13 protein-coding genes are annotated in these 15,108 nt (G+C 57.9%); 12 read left to right on the top strand and 1 reads right to left on the bottom strand.

Annotated elements, in window-relative coordinates; translation table 11 throughout:
* Genes ABD796_RS17075 through ABD796_RS17065 form a run of 3 tightly spaced genes read left to right on the top strand, consistent with a single transcriptional unit; the run spans position 1 to position 2,719 of the window.
* Positions 1-2,034, top strand: a complete 2,034-nt coding sequence (locus ABD796_RS17075) for a hypothetical protein (RefSeq protein ID WP_344909565.1) — start codon at positions 1-3, stop codon at positions 2,032-2,034.
* Positions 2,031-2,342: an EscU/YscU/HrcU family type III secretion system export apparatus switch protein gene (locus tag ABD796_RS17070; RefSeq protein ID WP_344909561.1), complete on the top strand. Its 312-nt coding sequence runs from the start codon at positions 2,031-2,033 to the stop codon at positions 2,340-2,342. The genes ABD796_RS17075 and ABD796_RS17070 overlap by 4 nt, the downstream gene beginning before the upstream one ends.
* Positions 2,339-2,719, top strand: coding sequence for a YraN family protein (locus tag ABD796_RS17065; protein WP_344909559.1), 381 nt, complete (start codon positions 2,339-2,341; stop codon positions 2,717-2,719). The genes ABD796_RS17070 and ABD796_RS17065 overlap by 4 nt, the downstream gene beginning before the upstream one ends.
* Before the next feature lie 70 nt (positions 2,720-2,789).
* Here ABD796_RS17065 and ABD796_RS17060 read toward each other — a convergent pair whose 3' ends face one another.
* On the bottom strand, positions 2,790-4,328 hold the full coding sequence (locus ABD796_RS17060) for a YifB family Mg chelatase-like AAA ATPase (RefSeq protein WP_344909556.1): 1,539 nt from the start codon (positions 4,326-4,328) through the stop codon (positions 2,790-2,792).
* A 165-nt stretch (positions 4,329-4,493) separates the two neighbouring features.
* Between ABD796_RS17060 and ABD796_RS17055 the strand changes: the two genes are divergently transcribed.
* The 9 genes from ABD796_RS17055 to codY all read left to right on the top strand — a co-directional run bounded on the left by ABD796_RS17055 (position 4,494) and on the right by codY (position 14,936).
* Positions 4,494-4,754: a hypothetical protein gene (locus tag ABD796_RS17055; protein ID WP_344909554.1), complete on the top strand. Its 261-nt coding sequence runs from the start codon at positions 4,494-4,496 to the stop codon at positions 4,752-4,754.
* Positions 4,755-5,049: 295 nt separating this feature from the next.
* Positions 5,050-6,210: an ADP-forming succinate--CoA ligase subunit beta gene (gene sucC, locus ABD796_RS17050; RefSeq protein WP_344909552.1), complete on the top strand. Its 1,161-nt coding sequence runs from the start codon at positions 5,050-5,052 to the stop codon at positions 6,208-6,210.
* Positions 6,211-6,232: 22 nt separating this feature from the next.
* Positions 6,233-7,162, top strand: a complete 930-nt coding sequence (gene sucD / locus ABD796_RS17045) for a succinate--CoA ligase subunit alpha (protein ID WP_344909550.1) — start codon at positions 6,233-6,235, stop codon at positions 7,160-7,162.
* Between the two features lie 105 nt (positions 7,163-7,267).
* Complete coding sequence (gene dprA / locus ABD796_RS17040) at positions 7,268-8,365, top strand: DNA-processing protein DprA (protein ID WP_344909548.1); 1,098 nt, start codon at positions 7,268-7,270, stop codon at positions 8,363-8,365.
* A gap of 76 nt (positions 8,366-8,441) precedes the next feature.
* Positions 8,442-10,544, top strand: coding sequence for a type I DNA topoisomerase (gene topA / locus ABD796_RS17035; protein ID WP_344909546.1), 2,103 nt, complete (start codon positions 8,442-8,444; stop codon positions 10,542-10,544).
* 72 nt (positions 10,545-10,616) lie between these two features.
* Complete coding sequence (gene trmFO / locus ABD796_RS17030) at positions 10,617-11,945, top strand: FADH(2)-oxidizing methylenetetrahydrofolate--tRNA-(uracil(54)-C(5))-methyltransferase TrmFO (RefSeq protein ID WP_344909544.1); 1,329 nt, start codon at positions 10,617-10,619, stop codon at positions 11,943-11,945.
* Between the two features lie 203 nt (positions 11,946-12,148).
* Positions 12,149-12,688, top strand: coding sequence for an ATP-dependent protease subunit HslV (gene hslV, locus ABD796_RS17025; protein ID WP_379119541.1), 540 nt, complete (start codon positions 12,149-12,151; stop codon positions 12,686-12,688).
* A gap of 27 nt (positions 12,689-12,715) precedes the next feature.
* Positions 12,716-14,110 (top strand): ATP-dependent protease ATPase subunit HslU, encoded by a 1,395-nt coding sequence (gene hslU, locus ABD796_RS17020; RefSeq protein WP_344909542.1) that lies wholly within the window; start codon positions 12,716-12,718, stop codon positions 14,108-14,110.
* Between the two features lie 46 nt (positions 14,111-14,156).
* Positions 14,157-14,936 carry a GTP-sensing pleiotropic transcriptional regulator CodY gene (codY, locus tag ABD796_RS17015; RefSeq protein WP_344909540.1) on the top strand — a complete coding sequence of 260 codons (780 nt, stop codon included), beginning with the start codon at positions 14,157-14,159 and terminating at the stop codon, positions 14,934-14,936.
* Positions 14,937-15,108 lie beyond the last annotated feature (172 nt).

Below are 15,108 nucleotides of genomic sequence, written 5' to 3'. Positions count from 1 at the left end.
ATGAGCATGCAAATCGGTCAAATGATGCGCAGCTTGCTCGGCGAGGTGCAGCCGACGGAGGCGAAGACGCTGGAGCTGAAAGCCGGAGAAGTGGTCAAAGGGATGGTGCTCCAGCTGCTCGGCGAACAGGACGCGATCGTCAACATCGGCGGCGTCCACGTCAGGGCCAAGCTCGAGTCGCCGCTCCAGCAAGGTCAGGTTACATTTCTACAGGTGCAGCCGGAGTCGAACGGGAGCCAGACGGTGTTGAAGCCGGTCGGCGTAATGCCCCCGCTGCTGACGGACGATTCGTTGACCGAACTGCTTCTGAAGTTTGGAATCAAGGATGGAGCGCAGGCGCGCCAACTGGGGAATCAATTGCAGCAGGCAGGTATTCCGCTGACGAGGGAAAATGTGCAGCGTTTTGCGGACATCGTGAAAGCCGCGCCCGCCGACGTCCCCGCCGATCAATCGTTGGAGGCGGCGATCGTTGCCAGCAAGCGGAATTTGCCCCTTACCCGCGAGGCGGTCCAAAGCTTGCGGGAGGCAATGTTCGGGCAGCCGTTGACTGCACAGCTGGATCGTCTGGAGGGACAGGCGCAGGCCGCGCTGCGGGCGTTGGCGCAGCTGCCGGAGGCCCAAGGCGGCGAACTGCGGGAGCTGTTGGAGAAGCTCGCTCAAGCGATGCGCGCGGTCAAGGAGGCGTCGGGGAGCGCTGGAGGTGCAGCGGCCCGGAGCGCTTTGCCGGAGTCGCAGGCGGGTGCGGGGCAAGGGCGTCCGGACGGAGGGACGGCTGTCCAAGGGAAAGCGTCCGAACCCGCGGGTCAAGCCGGGTCTTCGCGTTCTTTCGCTGCGGAGACCGCACGAAGCGGCCCGGAACAAAGAGCGCCAGTGACGGAGCCAACCGGACAGACGTCTCGGCACGGGGCAACCGAACCGCTATCCGCCGGTCGCCAGCCGAATGCGGGGGATCAATTGGCGGAAGGAACGGGCAAAGCGCCCGTTCCGGCGGAGCGTCAGGAAGGAAGACAGCCGGCGGCCGGCAGTTCCGACGCCGCTCGCAGCGCCGCCGATCCGGAGGGGCGTGCCGTCCGGGAGCCGCCGCGAACGCAACCGGGCCAACCCGCTTTGCCTGCCCGGCCATCGACTGCGGCCGGCGAAGGGGAACGAGGGTTGTCCGCTAGCGGGTCTCATGGAACGGAAAAAGCCGATTCTTCTCCGGATAACCGGTCGGATCGGGCAGCCGCTCGAGAGGGCGGCCACGAGCCGGCAAGAGCGCAGCCGAAGTCCGAAGACCATTGGATCGGGCGGCTGCTCAAGGCAGTAGGGATGGATAACGAGCATCAGATTTCCCGCGCTGTCGCCAGGGCGGAGCACGGAGCACCTCCTGCGCACGTCACCGCCGGAGACGCGCTGCCTGGAGCGGATGCCGGTCCCACGACAGGCGCCCCGTCCGCCGGCGAGCTGCAGCGCCACGCCGCGGCGGACAGCCTCAAGAGCGTGCTGCTGCAGCTGGGCGCCTCTCAGGCCGTTCCGGAGGCGCTGCGCGAGCAGGCGCAGCAGGCGGTGCAGCACATAACCGGTCAGCAGCTGCTGTTGTCTGCCGACCGCAGTGCGGTGCTGACGCATGTGACGCTTCTGCTGCCCGTGCGGCACGAGGGCGGCGAACAGACGGCGGCCGTACATGTTCAGTCGCGCAAAGGCCGGAAAGGGGAGATCGATGCCCAAAATTGCCGGCTGCTGTTCGATTTGAATATGCATACGCTCGGGTCGACGCTGGTTGACGTTCAAGTTTATGACCGCAAAGTGTATTTGCAGGTGCATAACGATACCCCGGTGCTGGGTCTGCTGTTGGAGCGATACCGCGGCGAAATCGAGCAGGGCTTGCTCGGCAACGGCTACCGGTGCATGTCGCTCCAATGCAGCCCGTTTCCGAAGCCGGCGCAGCCGGACGGAGTGGACGGCATGACGGAAGCGGCCTCCGCTGCCATGCCGGGAGGAGCGGCCTCGGCTTATCGGGTCAAGCCTTACAAGGGTGTGGATATGCGCGTATGAGCGGAAAGAGAAAGCAAGCAGGACAGGAACAAATCAAAAGAGCGGTAGCATTGCGCTATTTGCCCGAGCGCAACGCTTCCCCGGTCGTCGTGGCAAAGGGCAAAGGCCATATCGCGGAAACGATTATGCAGAAGGCTAAGGATCACGGCGTGCCGATGCAGGAAGACCCGTCGCTGGTGGAAGTACTGTCCAAGCTGGATTTGAATCAGCAAATTCCGCAAGAGCTGTACCAGCTTGTCGCGGAAATATTGAGCTTCGTCTACCGGACCGATTCGCGGGCCAAGGCGAGAGAGGACGATGAGCCATGACGGCCGGCAAGAGCGGACATTCCCGCATCCGTCTGGGCCGCCAAGGCGAGGAACTGGCAGCTGCCCGTCTGGTGGAGGAAGGCTACCGGATCGTAGAGCGCAATTGGCGCTGTCCGAGCGGCGAGCTGGATCTGATTGCCGAGCGCGACGGCGTGACCGTATTCGTGGAAGTGCGCTCGCGGCGCGCTACGGGCAAGTTCGGCAGCCCGGAGGAGTCCGTCGATGCCCGTAAGCAGCGCAAGGTGCGCGAAACCGCCCAATACTATCTGTACCGCAAAAAGACGCTTGAAGCGAAAGTGAGATTCGACGTTATTACGGTAATGTTTACGCCGGAGGGAAGCTTTTGCAAGCTCAACCATCTGGAAAATGCGTTCTGAGAACGGGAAACCGCCGCCCTTGGCAAAAGGAGGGCGGTTTTTTGCCTTGCTGGCGCAGCTTTTGCCGCCGCTAAAGCTTCCGGTCGAGGCAGCGGTATTGGAGCGCTTCGGCCAGATGAGGCGTTCCGATCGTATCGCTGTCTTCCAGATCGGCGATCGTTCGCGCAAGCTTCAGGATGCGGTCATGCGCACGGACGCTGAGCCCGAGCGCCTCGAACGAATCGGCGAGGAGCTTCTGGCCGTCCGGCAGCAGACGGCAATGCTCGCGCAGCAATCGTCCGGTCAGCTCCCCGTTGAAACGGAGGGGCGCGTTCGCGTATCGCTTCGCTTGCCGGGCCAGGGCGCGCTGGACGCTTGCTCGGAGCTCGCCGGAGGAGGCGCTGCCGCCGGTCCGGAGCGAATCGTACTCGATCCGCGGCACTTCGACGTGCATATCGATTCTGTCCAGCAGCGGGCCGGACACCCGGGACCGGTATTGGTGAACTTTGACCGGGCTGCATATGCACGAGCTCGCGCGGGTAGCAAACCCGAATATACCGCAAGGGCAAGGATTCATCGTCGCGGCCAGTAAAAAATGGGTGGGAAAAGTAAATACGGCCTTCGCCCGGACAATCGTAACGCGGCGGTCCTCGATCGGCTGGCGAAGCGCTTCAAGCGCGCCGCGCGGAAATTCCGGCAGCTCGTCGAGGAACAGCACGCCGCGGTGGGCGAGGCTCACTTCGCCGGGCTTCGGATAGCTGCCCGCGCCGACGAGTCCGCCCAGCGAGACGGTATGGTGCGGGCTGCGAAACGGTCGTTGTCGAATCAGCCGGTTCTGCACCGGCGCCTGCCCGGCGGCGCTGTATATTTTCGTCACCTCGAGCGATTCCTCATCGGTCAGCGCAGGCAGAATGGACGGCAGACGTCGGATCAGCATCGTTTTGCCGGAGCCGGGGGGCCCAATAAAAATCAGGTTATGGAAGCCAGCGGCCGCTATCGTTAACGCCCGTTTCGCCTGAAACTGTCCGCACACATCGACAAAATCCTCCCCGATCGCTTCGTCACGTTCCGACAAATACGGCGCGTCGCGCAAGCCCGACGAAGGAGGGATGTTCACGAACAAATGTTCCTGTCGCTGCAGCAGCTCGCCGATGCTGCCGATCCCCGCTACGCGCATCCCTTCGATCAATTGCGCTTCGCCGACGTTTTCCAGGGGCAGCAGCACTTGGCCGATGCCGAGACGCCTGGCTGCATCCGTCATCGCGAGAACTCCGCGCACCGGCCGCAATCGCCCGTCCAGCGACAGCTCGCCGATGATCAGGCAGCGGTCCATGCCCGGCAGGCGCAGCTGTCCGCTGGCGCAGAGCACGCCCACGGCGATCGCCAGATCGAACGTAGCCCCTTCCTTGCGCAGATCGGCCGGTGCAAGGTTGACGGTAATGCGCTCCAGCGGAAAAACCGCCCCGCTGTTGCGAAGCGCGGATCTTACCCGCTCGGTCGACTCTTTCACGGAAGAGTCGGGCAAGCCGACAATTTGAAAATAAGGGAGACCGTTGCTGATATCGACCTCCACGTCGACAATCGTGCCGTCGATGCCGTGCAGGCAAGCGGCGTATTGTTTATCGTACATAAGAAAAAAGCCCCTCTCCGCCGAATTCGAATCGCCAGAAAAAGGTGCTTCCTTATCTTCTGAATGACAACCATTCGCCGCAGGACAGCGGAAATCCTTCATCTCTTATAAATAAAATGGCGGAGAATGGAGATAATGGAAGAGAAGGAAACGAGGTGAATGTACATGCAGGAAAAACCGTATTTTTGTCCGAATTGCCGGTCGAATCGAACGAAATTCCGGGTACTGTTTACGACATCCCAATCGTTCATGAAGGAAGCGGTCACGGGTTCCGTACAAAATATGACCGAGCCGGTGACGGTGGAGGAGGCGGAGCCGACGATCGGCTGCCTCGTCTGCGGCTTTACGGGCAACGAAATGCGTTTCGTCAAGCAAGCCGAGCGGGAGCCTCGGGTCATGACCCCGACGGAGCCGCTCTACCGGTAAAAGCGGCGGGCCGCACCCGCGCGGGACAGCGCAAGCTTTCAGCCGAAAGCCTGCGCTTTTTCCATGTGACGGCGGCTTGGCGATAACCCAATTAAGCGTACGAAGCGCTGTCTTTATGACGTCCAAAACAAAAATATAACACATTGTTCACAAAAAATTCGGCAAAGTGTCGAAAAAACATGGTACAATGAGTAAGGCATTTTTGGGCAAGAGGTTCGTTCGGTGGGGAGCGGGGCATTATGCCCTTTTTTGCATACAACACTACCCAAGACAGTTTGATAGGAGGATTCGGAGAATGAATATCCATGAGTATCAAGGGAAAGAAGTCCTGAGACAATATGGTGTAGCAGTACCTCAGGGCAAAGTGGCTTTCACGGTTGAGGAAGCCGTCGAAGCGGCGAAGTCGCTCGGTACGCCGGTCGTCGTCGTCAAAGCGCAAATTCACGCAGGCGGACGCGGCAAAGCGGGCGGCGTCAAGGTTGCCAAAGGCCTCGACGAAGTGCGTACATACGCCGAGCAAATTCTCGGCAAGGTGCTCGTGACGCATCAAACGGGTCCGGAAGGCAAAGAAGTGAAGCGCCTTCTGGTCGAACAAGGCTGCGACATCAAGAAGGAATATTATGTAGGTGTCGTCGTCGACCGCGGAACTGGCCGCGTCGTCATGATGGCCTCCGAAGAAGGCGGTACGGAAATCGAGGAAGTCGCCGCTCATACTCCGGAGAAGATTTTCAAGGAAGTCATCGACCCGGCTATCGGCCTGCAGCCTTTCCAAGCCCGCAAGCTTGCCTACGCCATCAACATTCCTACCGCGCTGGTCAATAAAGCCGTACAGTTCATGACGGCTCTTTATACTGCGTTCGTGGACAAGGATTGCTCGATCGCCGAGATCAACCCGCTCGTCGTTACTGGCGACGGCAGCGTCATGGCGCTTGACGCCAAGCTCAACTTCGATTCGAATGCGCTCTACCGTCACAAAGACATATTGGAGCTGCGCGACCTCGACGAGGAAGACGAGAAGGAAATTCAAGCATCCAAGTTCGACCTGAGCTACATCGCTCTCGACGGCAACATCGGCTGCCTCGTCAACGGAGCCGGTCTGGCCATGTCGACGATGGATATCATTAAATATTACGGCGGCGAGCCGGCCAACTTCCTCGACGTAGGCGGCGGCGCGACGGCGGAGAAAGTAACCGAGGCGTTCAAGATCATTTTGTCCGATTCGAAGGTCAAAGGCATTTTCGTCAACATTTTCGGCGGCATCATGAAATGCGACGTCATCGCCGACGGCGTAATCGAAGCGGCCAAACAAGTTGGTCTGAACCGTCCGCTCGTCGTTCGTCTGGAAGGCACGAACGTCGATCTCGGCAAGAAAAAGTTGAACGAGTCCGGTTTGAACATCGTAGCGGCCGATTCGATGGCCGACGGCGCTCAAAAAATCGTTTCGCTGGTGAAGTAACTCGAGAGGAGATGAACATTCGATGAGCATTTTGATCGATAAAAATACGAAAATTATTACGCAAGGCATCACCGGTTCGCAGGGGACGTTCCATACGAAAGGCGGCCTGGAATACGGCTCCCAATTCGTAGGCGGCGTTACGCCGGGCAAAGGCGGCACCGAAGTCGAGTTTGCTCTGGAGAACGGCACGACCGTCAAGCTTCCGGTTTACAATACGGTAATCGAAGCCAAACAAGCTACCGGAGCGACCGTTTCGCTCATTTTCGTTCCTCCGGCATTTGCCGCAGACTCGATTTTGGAAGCTGTCGATGCAGAGATGGATTTGGCGATTTGTATCACGGAAGGCATTCCAGTTCTCGACATGGTTCGCGTCAGCCGTTATATGGAAGGTAAAAAGACCCGCTTGATCGGTCCTAACTGCCCTGGCGTCATTACGCCCGACCAATGCAAAATCGGCATCATGCCGGGCTACATTCACTTGCCGGGCCATGTCGGCGTCGTATCGCGCAGCGGTACGCTGACGTACGAAGCGGTTCATCAGCTGACGACCCGCGGTATCGGCCAATCGACGGCTGTCGGCATCGGCGGCGACCCGGTCAAGGGCTCGGAATTTATCGATATTTTGAAGCTGTTCAATGAAGATCCGGACACGTACGCGGTCATCATGATCGGCGAAATCGGCGGAACGGCCGAGGAAGAAGCCGCAGAATGGATCAAAGCGAACATGACGAAGCCGGTTGTCGGCTTTATCGGCGGTCAAACCGCTCCTCCGGGAAAACGGATGGGTCATGCCGGCGCGATCATCTCCGGCGGCAAAGGCACGGCGGCGGAGAAAGTGGCGACGCTGGAAGCATGCGGCGTCAAAGTCGCTCCGACTCCTTCCGAAATGGGTTCGACGCTCGTCGGCGTTCTGGAAGAAAAAGGCCTGCTGCAAAAATGCATCGTAAAATAAGACAAGCTTAACGAAATAGCGTTCGAAGGTAAGCAACCTTCCGCATCCCCGACGGGGACGGAGGGTTGCTTTTTTTTATGACTTCTTATTCCGGGAGGGCTTTACTTGTTAAACGACCGTATTGTATTATTTGGATTGCACGAGTTAAAGGGAATCGGCTGGAAAACGATCGAACGGCTGGTCGCGGCGACATCGGGCGCCTTGAGCGGTCTGTTGGCGGCGGAGCCAGCGGATTTGGCCGGATTCGGGTTAAAGCCGAATATCGCGGTTGCGATCTGCGACAACCTGACAGAAGACTTTATCGTTCAGAGGCTGGAACTGTACCGGACAAAAGGAATAGCCGTCCTGACCGCTTTGGACGCGAATTATCCGCCCCTGCTAAAAGAAATTGCGCAGCCACCTTGGGTGCTGTACGTCCGGGGCGACGCGCGGCTGCTGTCGAATGCTGCGATTGCCATGGTCGGGACCCGCTCGCCGACGGCATACGGGAAGAAAATGGCTTATGAGCTTGGCAAGAAGCTGGCTGACGCCGGCGTCTGCGTGGCAAGCGGACTGGCGAGAGGGATCGATGCGAGCGCTCATCGCGGGGCGCTGGCCGGAGCAGGAAGCACGATCGCCGTACTCGGCTGCGGGGCCGATTCCGTGTATCCGGTTGAAAACGCTTCACTAGCGATCGACATTATCCAGAAAGGGGTCATCGTGACGGAATATCCGATCGGAACGGCGATCAGGCCAGGGCTGTTTCCGCAACGAAACCGGATCATCTCGGGACTCAGTCTCGGCACGGTCGTCGTCGAGGCGGCCGAACGCAGCGGCTCGCTGATTACGGCCGATCAGGCGCTGGAGCAATCGCGCGACGTGTTCGCCGTCCCGGGGCCGGCTACGTCGCCCAAAAGCTCGGGCACGCTCGAGTTGATCCGCCAAGGGGCGAAAATGGTCGCCCGGGTCGAAGATATTCTCGAGGAATATCCGGGCGTCGCACGGACAGGCGGCGCAAGCGGCAGGAACAGCGCCCCGACTGGGTTCGCGGGGACCGGGGACGAGCGCAAACTGCTCGATTTACTGGCCGCCGAGCCGGTCGCCTTTGACGAATTGCTTGTCCTCACCGGGTATGAATTTGGACATTTGCATTCAGTTCTGTTAAATTTAATTTTGAAAAAAGAGATTGAGCCGCTGCCCGGCTCTTTCTATACGAAGCTTTAACATTCGCAAAGTACGGCTAGACCTTTGCATACAGCGTACAGGAGTTCATAAAGTTCGAGGGGAGGGCGGTTAGCCTATGGCAGATTCATTGGTCATTGTGGAGTCACCCGCAAAAGCGAAAACGATCGGCAAGTATTTGGGCAGCAAGTTTATCGTCAAAGCGTCCATGGGACATATCCGGGATCTTCCGAAAAGTCAGATCGGCGTAGAAGTGGATAAAGATTTCGAACCGAAATATATTACGATCCGGGGCAAGGGGTCCATTCTGAAGGAATTGAAGGACGCCAGCCGCAAAGTGAAAAACATTTATCTCGCGGCTGACCCCGATCGCGAGGGCGAGGCGATCGCCTGGCATTTGGCGCATTACCTCGAGCTGAGCGGAACGGAGCCTTGCAGGGTCGTTTTTAACGAGATTACGAAGCAGGCGGTCAAGGACGCCTTCAAGCAACCGCGGCCGATCGATATGGATCTGGTCAACGCCCAGCAGGCGCGGCGCATTCTGGACCGCCTTGTCGGCTACAAAATCAGCCCTCTGCTGTGGAAGAAGGTCAAGAAGGGACTATCGGCCGGTCGGGTGCAATCGGTCGCCGTAAAGCTCATTATTGACCGCGAGAACGAGATCAAGGCGTTCGTCCCCGAGGAGTATTGGTCGATTACGGCCAAACTGGCGGTGAACGGCACCGAATTCGATGCGAAATTTTACGGCGTAAACGGGGAAAAGCTGGAGCTGAACCGCCAGTCCGAGGTTGACGAGATTTTGGCGCGGATCGAACAATCGCCTTTTACCGTAAGCGAAGTGAGGGAGAAGGAGCGCCAGCGCAACCCGGCGCCGCCGTTTATTACGAGCTCGCTGCAGCAGGAGGCGGCACGCAAGCTCAATTTCCGGGCTGCCAAGACGATGCAGGTCGCCCAGCAGCTGTATGAAGGGATCGATCTGGGGAAAGAAGGGACGGTCGGCCTGATCACTTATATGCGTACCGACTCCACCCGGATTTCTCCCGTTGCCCAGGAAGAAGCGAAAGAATATATCGCGTCGGCTTACGGAGCGAACTATTATCCGGAAACGCCGCGCATTTATTTGAAGAAAAACGCCAACGCCCAAGACGCTCACGAAGGGATACGTCCGACAGCGGTAGGCAAAACGCCCGAGGAGCTCAAACCGTTCCTGAGCCGTGACCAGCACCGTCTTTACAAGCTCGTATGGGAGCGTTTCGTGGCGAGCCAAATGGCTTCCGCGGTACTCGATACGATGACCGTCGACATTGCGGTGTCCGATACGACGTTCCGGGCGGCGGGTTCGAAGATCAAGTTCCCCGGCTTCATGAAGGTATACGTCGAGGGCAACGACGACGGTACGACCGAGGACGAGAAATATTTGCCGGTACTGAAGCAGGGAGACGTGCTCGTCAAAAACGATATCGAGCCGAAGCAGCATTTCACGCAGCCGCCTCCGCGCTACTCCGAATCCCGTCTCGTTCGCGTATGCGAAGAAATGGGCATCGGCCGGCCGAGCACGTACGCCCCGACGCTGGAGACGATTCAAAAGCGCGGCTATGTCGCCATGGAAGACAAGAAGTTCGTGCCTACGGAGCTGGGCGAGCTGGTCATCCAACTGATGGCTGAATTTTTCCCGGAAATTCTCAACGTGGAGTTTACGGCCCATATGGAAGAAGAGCTGGACTTCGTCGAAGAAGGCAAGGTCGACTGGGTCAAAGTGCTGGACGAATTTTATTCGACCTTCGAGAAGCGGCTGGCCGTCGCCGAGGAAGAAATGAAGGAGGTCGAGATCCAGGACGAGGTCACCGACATCCTTTGCGAAAAGTGCGGCCGCCATATGGTTATCAAAATGGGCCGGTTCGGCAAATTTCTGGCTTGCTCGGGCTTCCCCGACTGCCGCAACGCGAAGCCGATCGTCAAGGACATCGGCGTGACTTGCCCGAAATGCAAGGAAGGCCAAGTGGTCGAGCGGCGGAGCAAAAAGGGCCGAGTCTTCTACGGCTGCGACAAATACCCGGAATGCGATTTCGTTTCCTGGGATAAGCCGGCCGAGAAGCCGTGCCCGACCTGCAACGGCATGCTGGTGGAGAAAAACACGAAAGCCGGCGCCTTCCTGCAATGCGCCGAGTGCGGATATAAAGAAGAAAATCAACAGGCGGACGCCGAAGGCGACGCGGATTAAGCCGCGGTGGCCGGGGCTGTCCGCCTGCCCCGGTCCGAAGAGGCAAGGGAGAACGAGCTGGAGGTTGTAATCGTGACAGAGGCAAGCAAAGTAACCGTCATCGGCGCCGGCTTGGCCGGCAGCGAGGCGGCATGGCAGATCGCGAGTCAAGGCGTTCCGGTCGTGCTGTACGAGATGCGGCCGGTGCGCAAAACGCCGGCCCATATTTCCGATAAATTTGCCGAGCTGGTGTGCAGCAATTCGCTGCGGGCCAACGGCTTGACGAATGCAGTCGGCGTATTAAAAGAAGAAATGCGCCGGATGAACTCGCTTATTATGCGTAGCGCCGATAAGCACGCGGTGCCCGCTGGCGGCGCTCTGGCCGTCGACCGGGACGGTTTTTCCGAAGAAGTGACGACGACGCTGCGGTCCCATCCGCTTATCGAAGTGCGTAACGAGGAGCTGACCGAGCTTCCGGAGGGCATTACCGTGGTCGCTACCGGTCCGCTTACGTCGCCGGCGTTGTCGGATATGCTGAAGCGGCTGACGGGCGAGGAGTATTTGTATTTCTACGATGCCGCCGCGCCGATCGTGGAGAAAGATTCGATCGACATGAGCAAAGTGTATCTGGCTTCCCGCTACGACAAGGGGGAAGCCGCTTATTTGAACTGCCCGATGACCGAGGCGGAGTTTGACGTTTTCTACGAGGCGCTAATTACGGCCGAGACGGCCCCCGTCAAAGAATTCGAGAAAGAGATTTATTTCGAAGGATGCATGCCGATCGAGGTCATGTCCAAGCGGGGGCGCCAGACCGCCCTGTTCGGGCCGATGAAGCCGGTCGGGCTGATCAACCCGCACACCGGCAAGCAGCCGTTCGCGGTCGTGCAGCTGCGCCAGGACAATGCGGCAGGCACGCTGTACAATCTGGTCGGCTTTCAGACCCACTTGAAGTGGGGCGAGCAGAAGCGCGTGTTCTCGCTTATCCCGGGATTGGAGAATGCCGAATTTGTCCGCTACGGCGTCATGCACCGCAACACGTTCATCAGCTCTCCGAAGCTGCTGCACCCGACGTATCAGTTCAAAGGGCGGGACAACTTGTTTTTCGCCGGACAAATGACCGGCGTGGAAGGTTATGTGGAATCGGCCGCATCGGGCCTGATCGCCGGGCTGAACGCCGGACGGATGGCCAGAGGGCAAAGCTGTCTCGTCGTGCCGCCGGAAACGACATTGGGAAGCATGGCTCATTACATCACGACCGCCGACTCGAAGCATTTTCAGCCGATGAACGCCAATTTCGGCTTGCTGCCGCCGCTGGAGCAAAAAATCCGCGATAAAAAGCGCAAAAACGAGCTGCTCGTTGAACGGGCTCTTGAAACAATTCAGAATTTTTCATATAATGTACACAATTTAACTTGTAACTAGTTGTTGTCCTATGGTACGATGAAAATGTTTTTCGAAGAATGAAGGCGGGGTTGGAATTTTATTTCGCTAGCATTCGAAGCGTGATGCCGTTTAGACGATCGACCAAATAAGTGCCAGTTACGAGAAACAGCAGCAGAACGCGATGTTTGGTGCTGTTTCTCGTTTGTCCGTCCTATAGCAATTACATATGAGGGGGGATTGAAGTGGGCGATTTTCACGCAACTACGATATTCGCCATTCGTCATGGGGGCCAAGGGGCCATCGCCGGCGACGGCCAGGTGACGTTCGGCAACAGCATGGTCATGAAATCCCAGGCGAAGAAAGTACGCCGCCTATATCGGGGCAAGGTCGTGGCCGGTTTCGCCGGCTCGGTCGCCGACGCGATTACGCTTTTTGAGAAATTCGAGGCCAAGCTGGAGGAGCATCAGGGCAACTTGCTCCGGGCGGCCGTAGAGCTCGCCAAAGATTGGCGCTCCGACCGCGTGTTGCGAAGGCTCGAAGCGATGATGATCGTCATGGATTCGCAAAGCCTGCTGCTCATATCCGGCAACGGGGAAATTATCGAGCCGGACGACGGCATCCTTGCCATCGGCTCGGGAGGCAGCTTTGCGCTCGCCGCCGGCCGCGCTCTGAAGCAGTATGCGGGACAGATGTCAGCCAAAGAAATCGCCAAGGCTTCGCTGGAAACGGCGGCCGATATTTGCGTGTTTACGAACCGGAATATTATTGTGGAAGAAATATAAACGCCTATGCGGTCGGGAGGGACTTCCATGAACAATCGCGCTCTGACGCCGAGGCAAATCGTGGCGGAGCTGGACAAATACATTATCGGGCAGAAGCAGGCGAAGAAATCGGTCGCCGTGGCGCTGCGCAACCGGTACCGGCGCAGTCTGCTGGACGAAACGATCCGGGACGAGATCGTGCCCAAAAATATTTTGATGATCGGACCGACCGGGGTCGGCAAGACGGAAATCGCGCGCCGGCTGGCGAAGCTGGTCAATGCGCCGTTCGTCAAGATCGAAGCGACCAAATTCACCGAAGTCGGTTACGTCGGCCGCGACGTGGAGTCGATGGTCCGCGACCTGGTCGAAACCGCCATCCGCATGGTCAAGGCGGAGAAAATGGAGAAGGTGCGCGACAAGGCCGAGGAGCTGGCCAACGAGCGCATTGTCGCCTTGCTGGCGCCGTCCGCCTCCACGGGCAAGACGCAGCGCAACCCGCTGGAGATGCTGTTCAGCGGCTCGAACGCAGGCAGCGCCGAGAAGGAAGAAGCCGATCCGGGCGTATTGGGACGCCGTCAGGAGCTGAAGCAGAAGCTGCTGAAGGGTGAGCTGGAGGATCAGGTAATCGAGATCGAGGTAGAGGACGCCGCTCCATCCATGCTCGACATGTTTGCCGGTCAAGGCAACGAACAGATGGGCATGAATATGCAGGAGATGTTCGGCAACCTGATGCCGAAACGGACGAAGAAGCGCAAGCTGACCGTCAAGGAAGCCAGACAGGTGCTCATTCAAGAGGAAGCGCAGAAGCTGCTCGACATGGACGAAGTCGTTCAGGAATCGGTCAAGCGCGCCGAGCAGTCGGGCATCATTTTCATCGACGAGATCGACAAAATCGCCAGCTCCGGAAGAAGCGGCGGGCCGGACGTGTCCCGCGAGGGCGTGCAGCGCGACATTTTGCCGATCGTGGAAGGCTCGACGATCATGACCAAGTACGGACCGGTCAAAACCGATTACGTGTTGTTCGTAGCGGCCGGAGCGTTCCATATCGCCAAGCCGTCCGATTTGATTCCCGAGCTGCAGGGCCGGTTCCCGATCCGTGTGGAGCTGACGAACCTGACGCAGGAAGATTTCGTGCTTATTTTGACCGAGCCGCAAAACGCCCTGACAAAGCAGTACACGGCACTTCTGGAAACGGAAGGCATCCGCGTGGAGTTTTCCGACGAAGCGATTGCCGAGCTGGCCCGCATCGCCGCCGACGTGAACCAGAATACGGACAATATCGGCGCGCGCAGGCTGCATACGATTTTGGAAAAGCTGCTGGAGGATTTATCGTTCGAAGCGCCGGACATTACGCTCGACCACATCTTGATTACGCCTGAATACGTACGAGAGAAGGTCGCCGGCATCGCGCAAAATCGCGACTTGAGCCAATATATTTTGTAGGTTCTGTCCGACTGGCAGGTTCTGCAATACCCGGGAGGCCCCAATCATGAGTTTACTGAGCAAGACAAGAAGCTTGAACCGTCTGCTGCAAAGAGCGGCGGGGAACGCCGTCAGCTTTATGGAAATGTCGGAGGTGCTGCGCGATCTGATCGCAGCGAATATTTTTGTGATCAGCCGCAAAGGGAAGCTGCTCGGCTATGCGGTTATCGAACAGTTTTCGTCCGACACGCTTCACGATATGATCGTGCAGAGCCGGCGTTTGCCCGAAGAGTATAATAATATTTTAAAACGAATCGAAGAAACCTCGTCCAATGGGGATTCGGATAGCCCTTACTTCATGTTTACGGAAAAAATACATTCGTTTTTTTCTCAGGCTCATGTGACTATTATCCCAATCATTGGCGGGGGAGACCGTCTCGGCACGGTCGTGCTGACGCGGGGCGGCGATTCGTTCATCGACGACGATCTCATTATGGCCGAATATGGTTCGACAATTATCGGCATGGAAATCCTGCGCGAGCATGCGGAGGAAATCGAGCTGGACGCCAGAAGCAAGGCGGTCGTGCAGGTCGCCGTCAATTCGTTGTCTTACAGCGAGATGGAAGCCGTCGATCATATTATCGAGGAATTGAAGGACAGAGAAGGGCTCCTCGTGGCCAGCAAAATAGCGGACAGGGTCGGCATAACCCGTTCTGTGATCGTCAACGCGCTGCGCAAGCTGGAGAGCGCGGGGGTCATCGAGACCCGGTCGTTGGGTATGAAGGGGACCTATATCAAAATATTAAACGACCAGTTGATGCAGAGCGTCGCTAACGCCAGAGCCTAGATGACTAGAATATAGTGACCAAAGCCCTGTCTTGAGGAAAAGATAGGGCTTTTTGCTTATTGTAAACTTTTGTGACTAGATGGAATATATATATGGTTCGCATTGTTACAAAAATAGACAATTTACAAAATTTTTTTAGACATTTTCTAACACGCGGAAGGAATATTCGCGG

The sequence above is a fragment of the Paenibacillus hodogayensis genome (genome assembly GCF_039536325.1).
Lineage (GTDB): Bacteria > Bacillota > Bacilli > Paenibacillales > NBRC-103111 > Paenibacillus_AB > Paenibacillus_AB hodogayensis.
This window is presented reverse-complemented; position numbering and strand designations above follow the sequence as displayed.

Coding starts and splice junctions, on each gene's coding strand:
- ABD796_RS17075 (WP_344909565.1), top strand. CDS start 1: ATGAGCATGCAAATCGGTCAAATGATGCGCAGCTTGCTCGGCGAGGTG.
- hslU (WP_344909542.1), top strand. CDS start 12,716: ATGAACAATCGCGCTCTGACGCCGAGGCAAATCGTGGCGGAGCTGGAC.
- ABD796_RS17065 (WP_344909559.1), top strand. CDS start 2,339: ATGACGGCCGGCAAGAGCGGACATTCCCGCATCCGTCTGGGCCGCCAA.
- sucC (WP_344909552.1), top strand. CDS start 5,050: ATGAATATCCATGAGTATCAAGGGAAAGAAGTCCTGAGACAATATGGT.
- ABD796_RS17055 (WP_344909554.1), top strand. CDS start 4,494: ATGCAGGAAAAACCGTATTTTTGTCCGAATTGCCGGTCGAATCGAACG.
- codY (WP_344909540.1), top strand. CDS start 14,157: ATGAGTTTACTGAGCAAGACAAGAAGCTTGAACCGTCTGCTGCAAAGA.
- ABD796_RS17060 (WP_344909556.1), bottom strand. CDS start 4,328: ATGTACGATAAACAATACGCCGCTTGCCTGCACGGCATCGACGGCACG.
- topA (WP_344909546.1), top strand. CDS start 8,442: ATGGCAGATTCATTGGTCATTGTGGAGTCACCCGCAAAAGCGAAAACG.
- ABD796_RS17070 (WP_344909561.1), top strand. CDS start 2,031: ATGAGCGGAAAGAGAAAGCAAGCAGGACAGGAACAAATCAAAAGAGCG.
- sucD (WP_344909550.1), top strand. CDS start 6,233: ATGAGCATTTTGATCGATAAAAATACGAAAATTATTACGCAAGGCATC.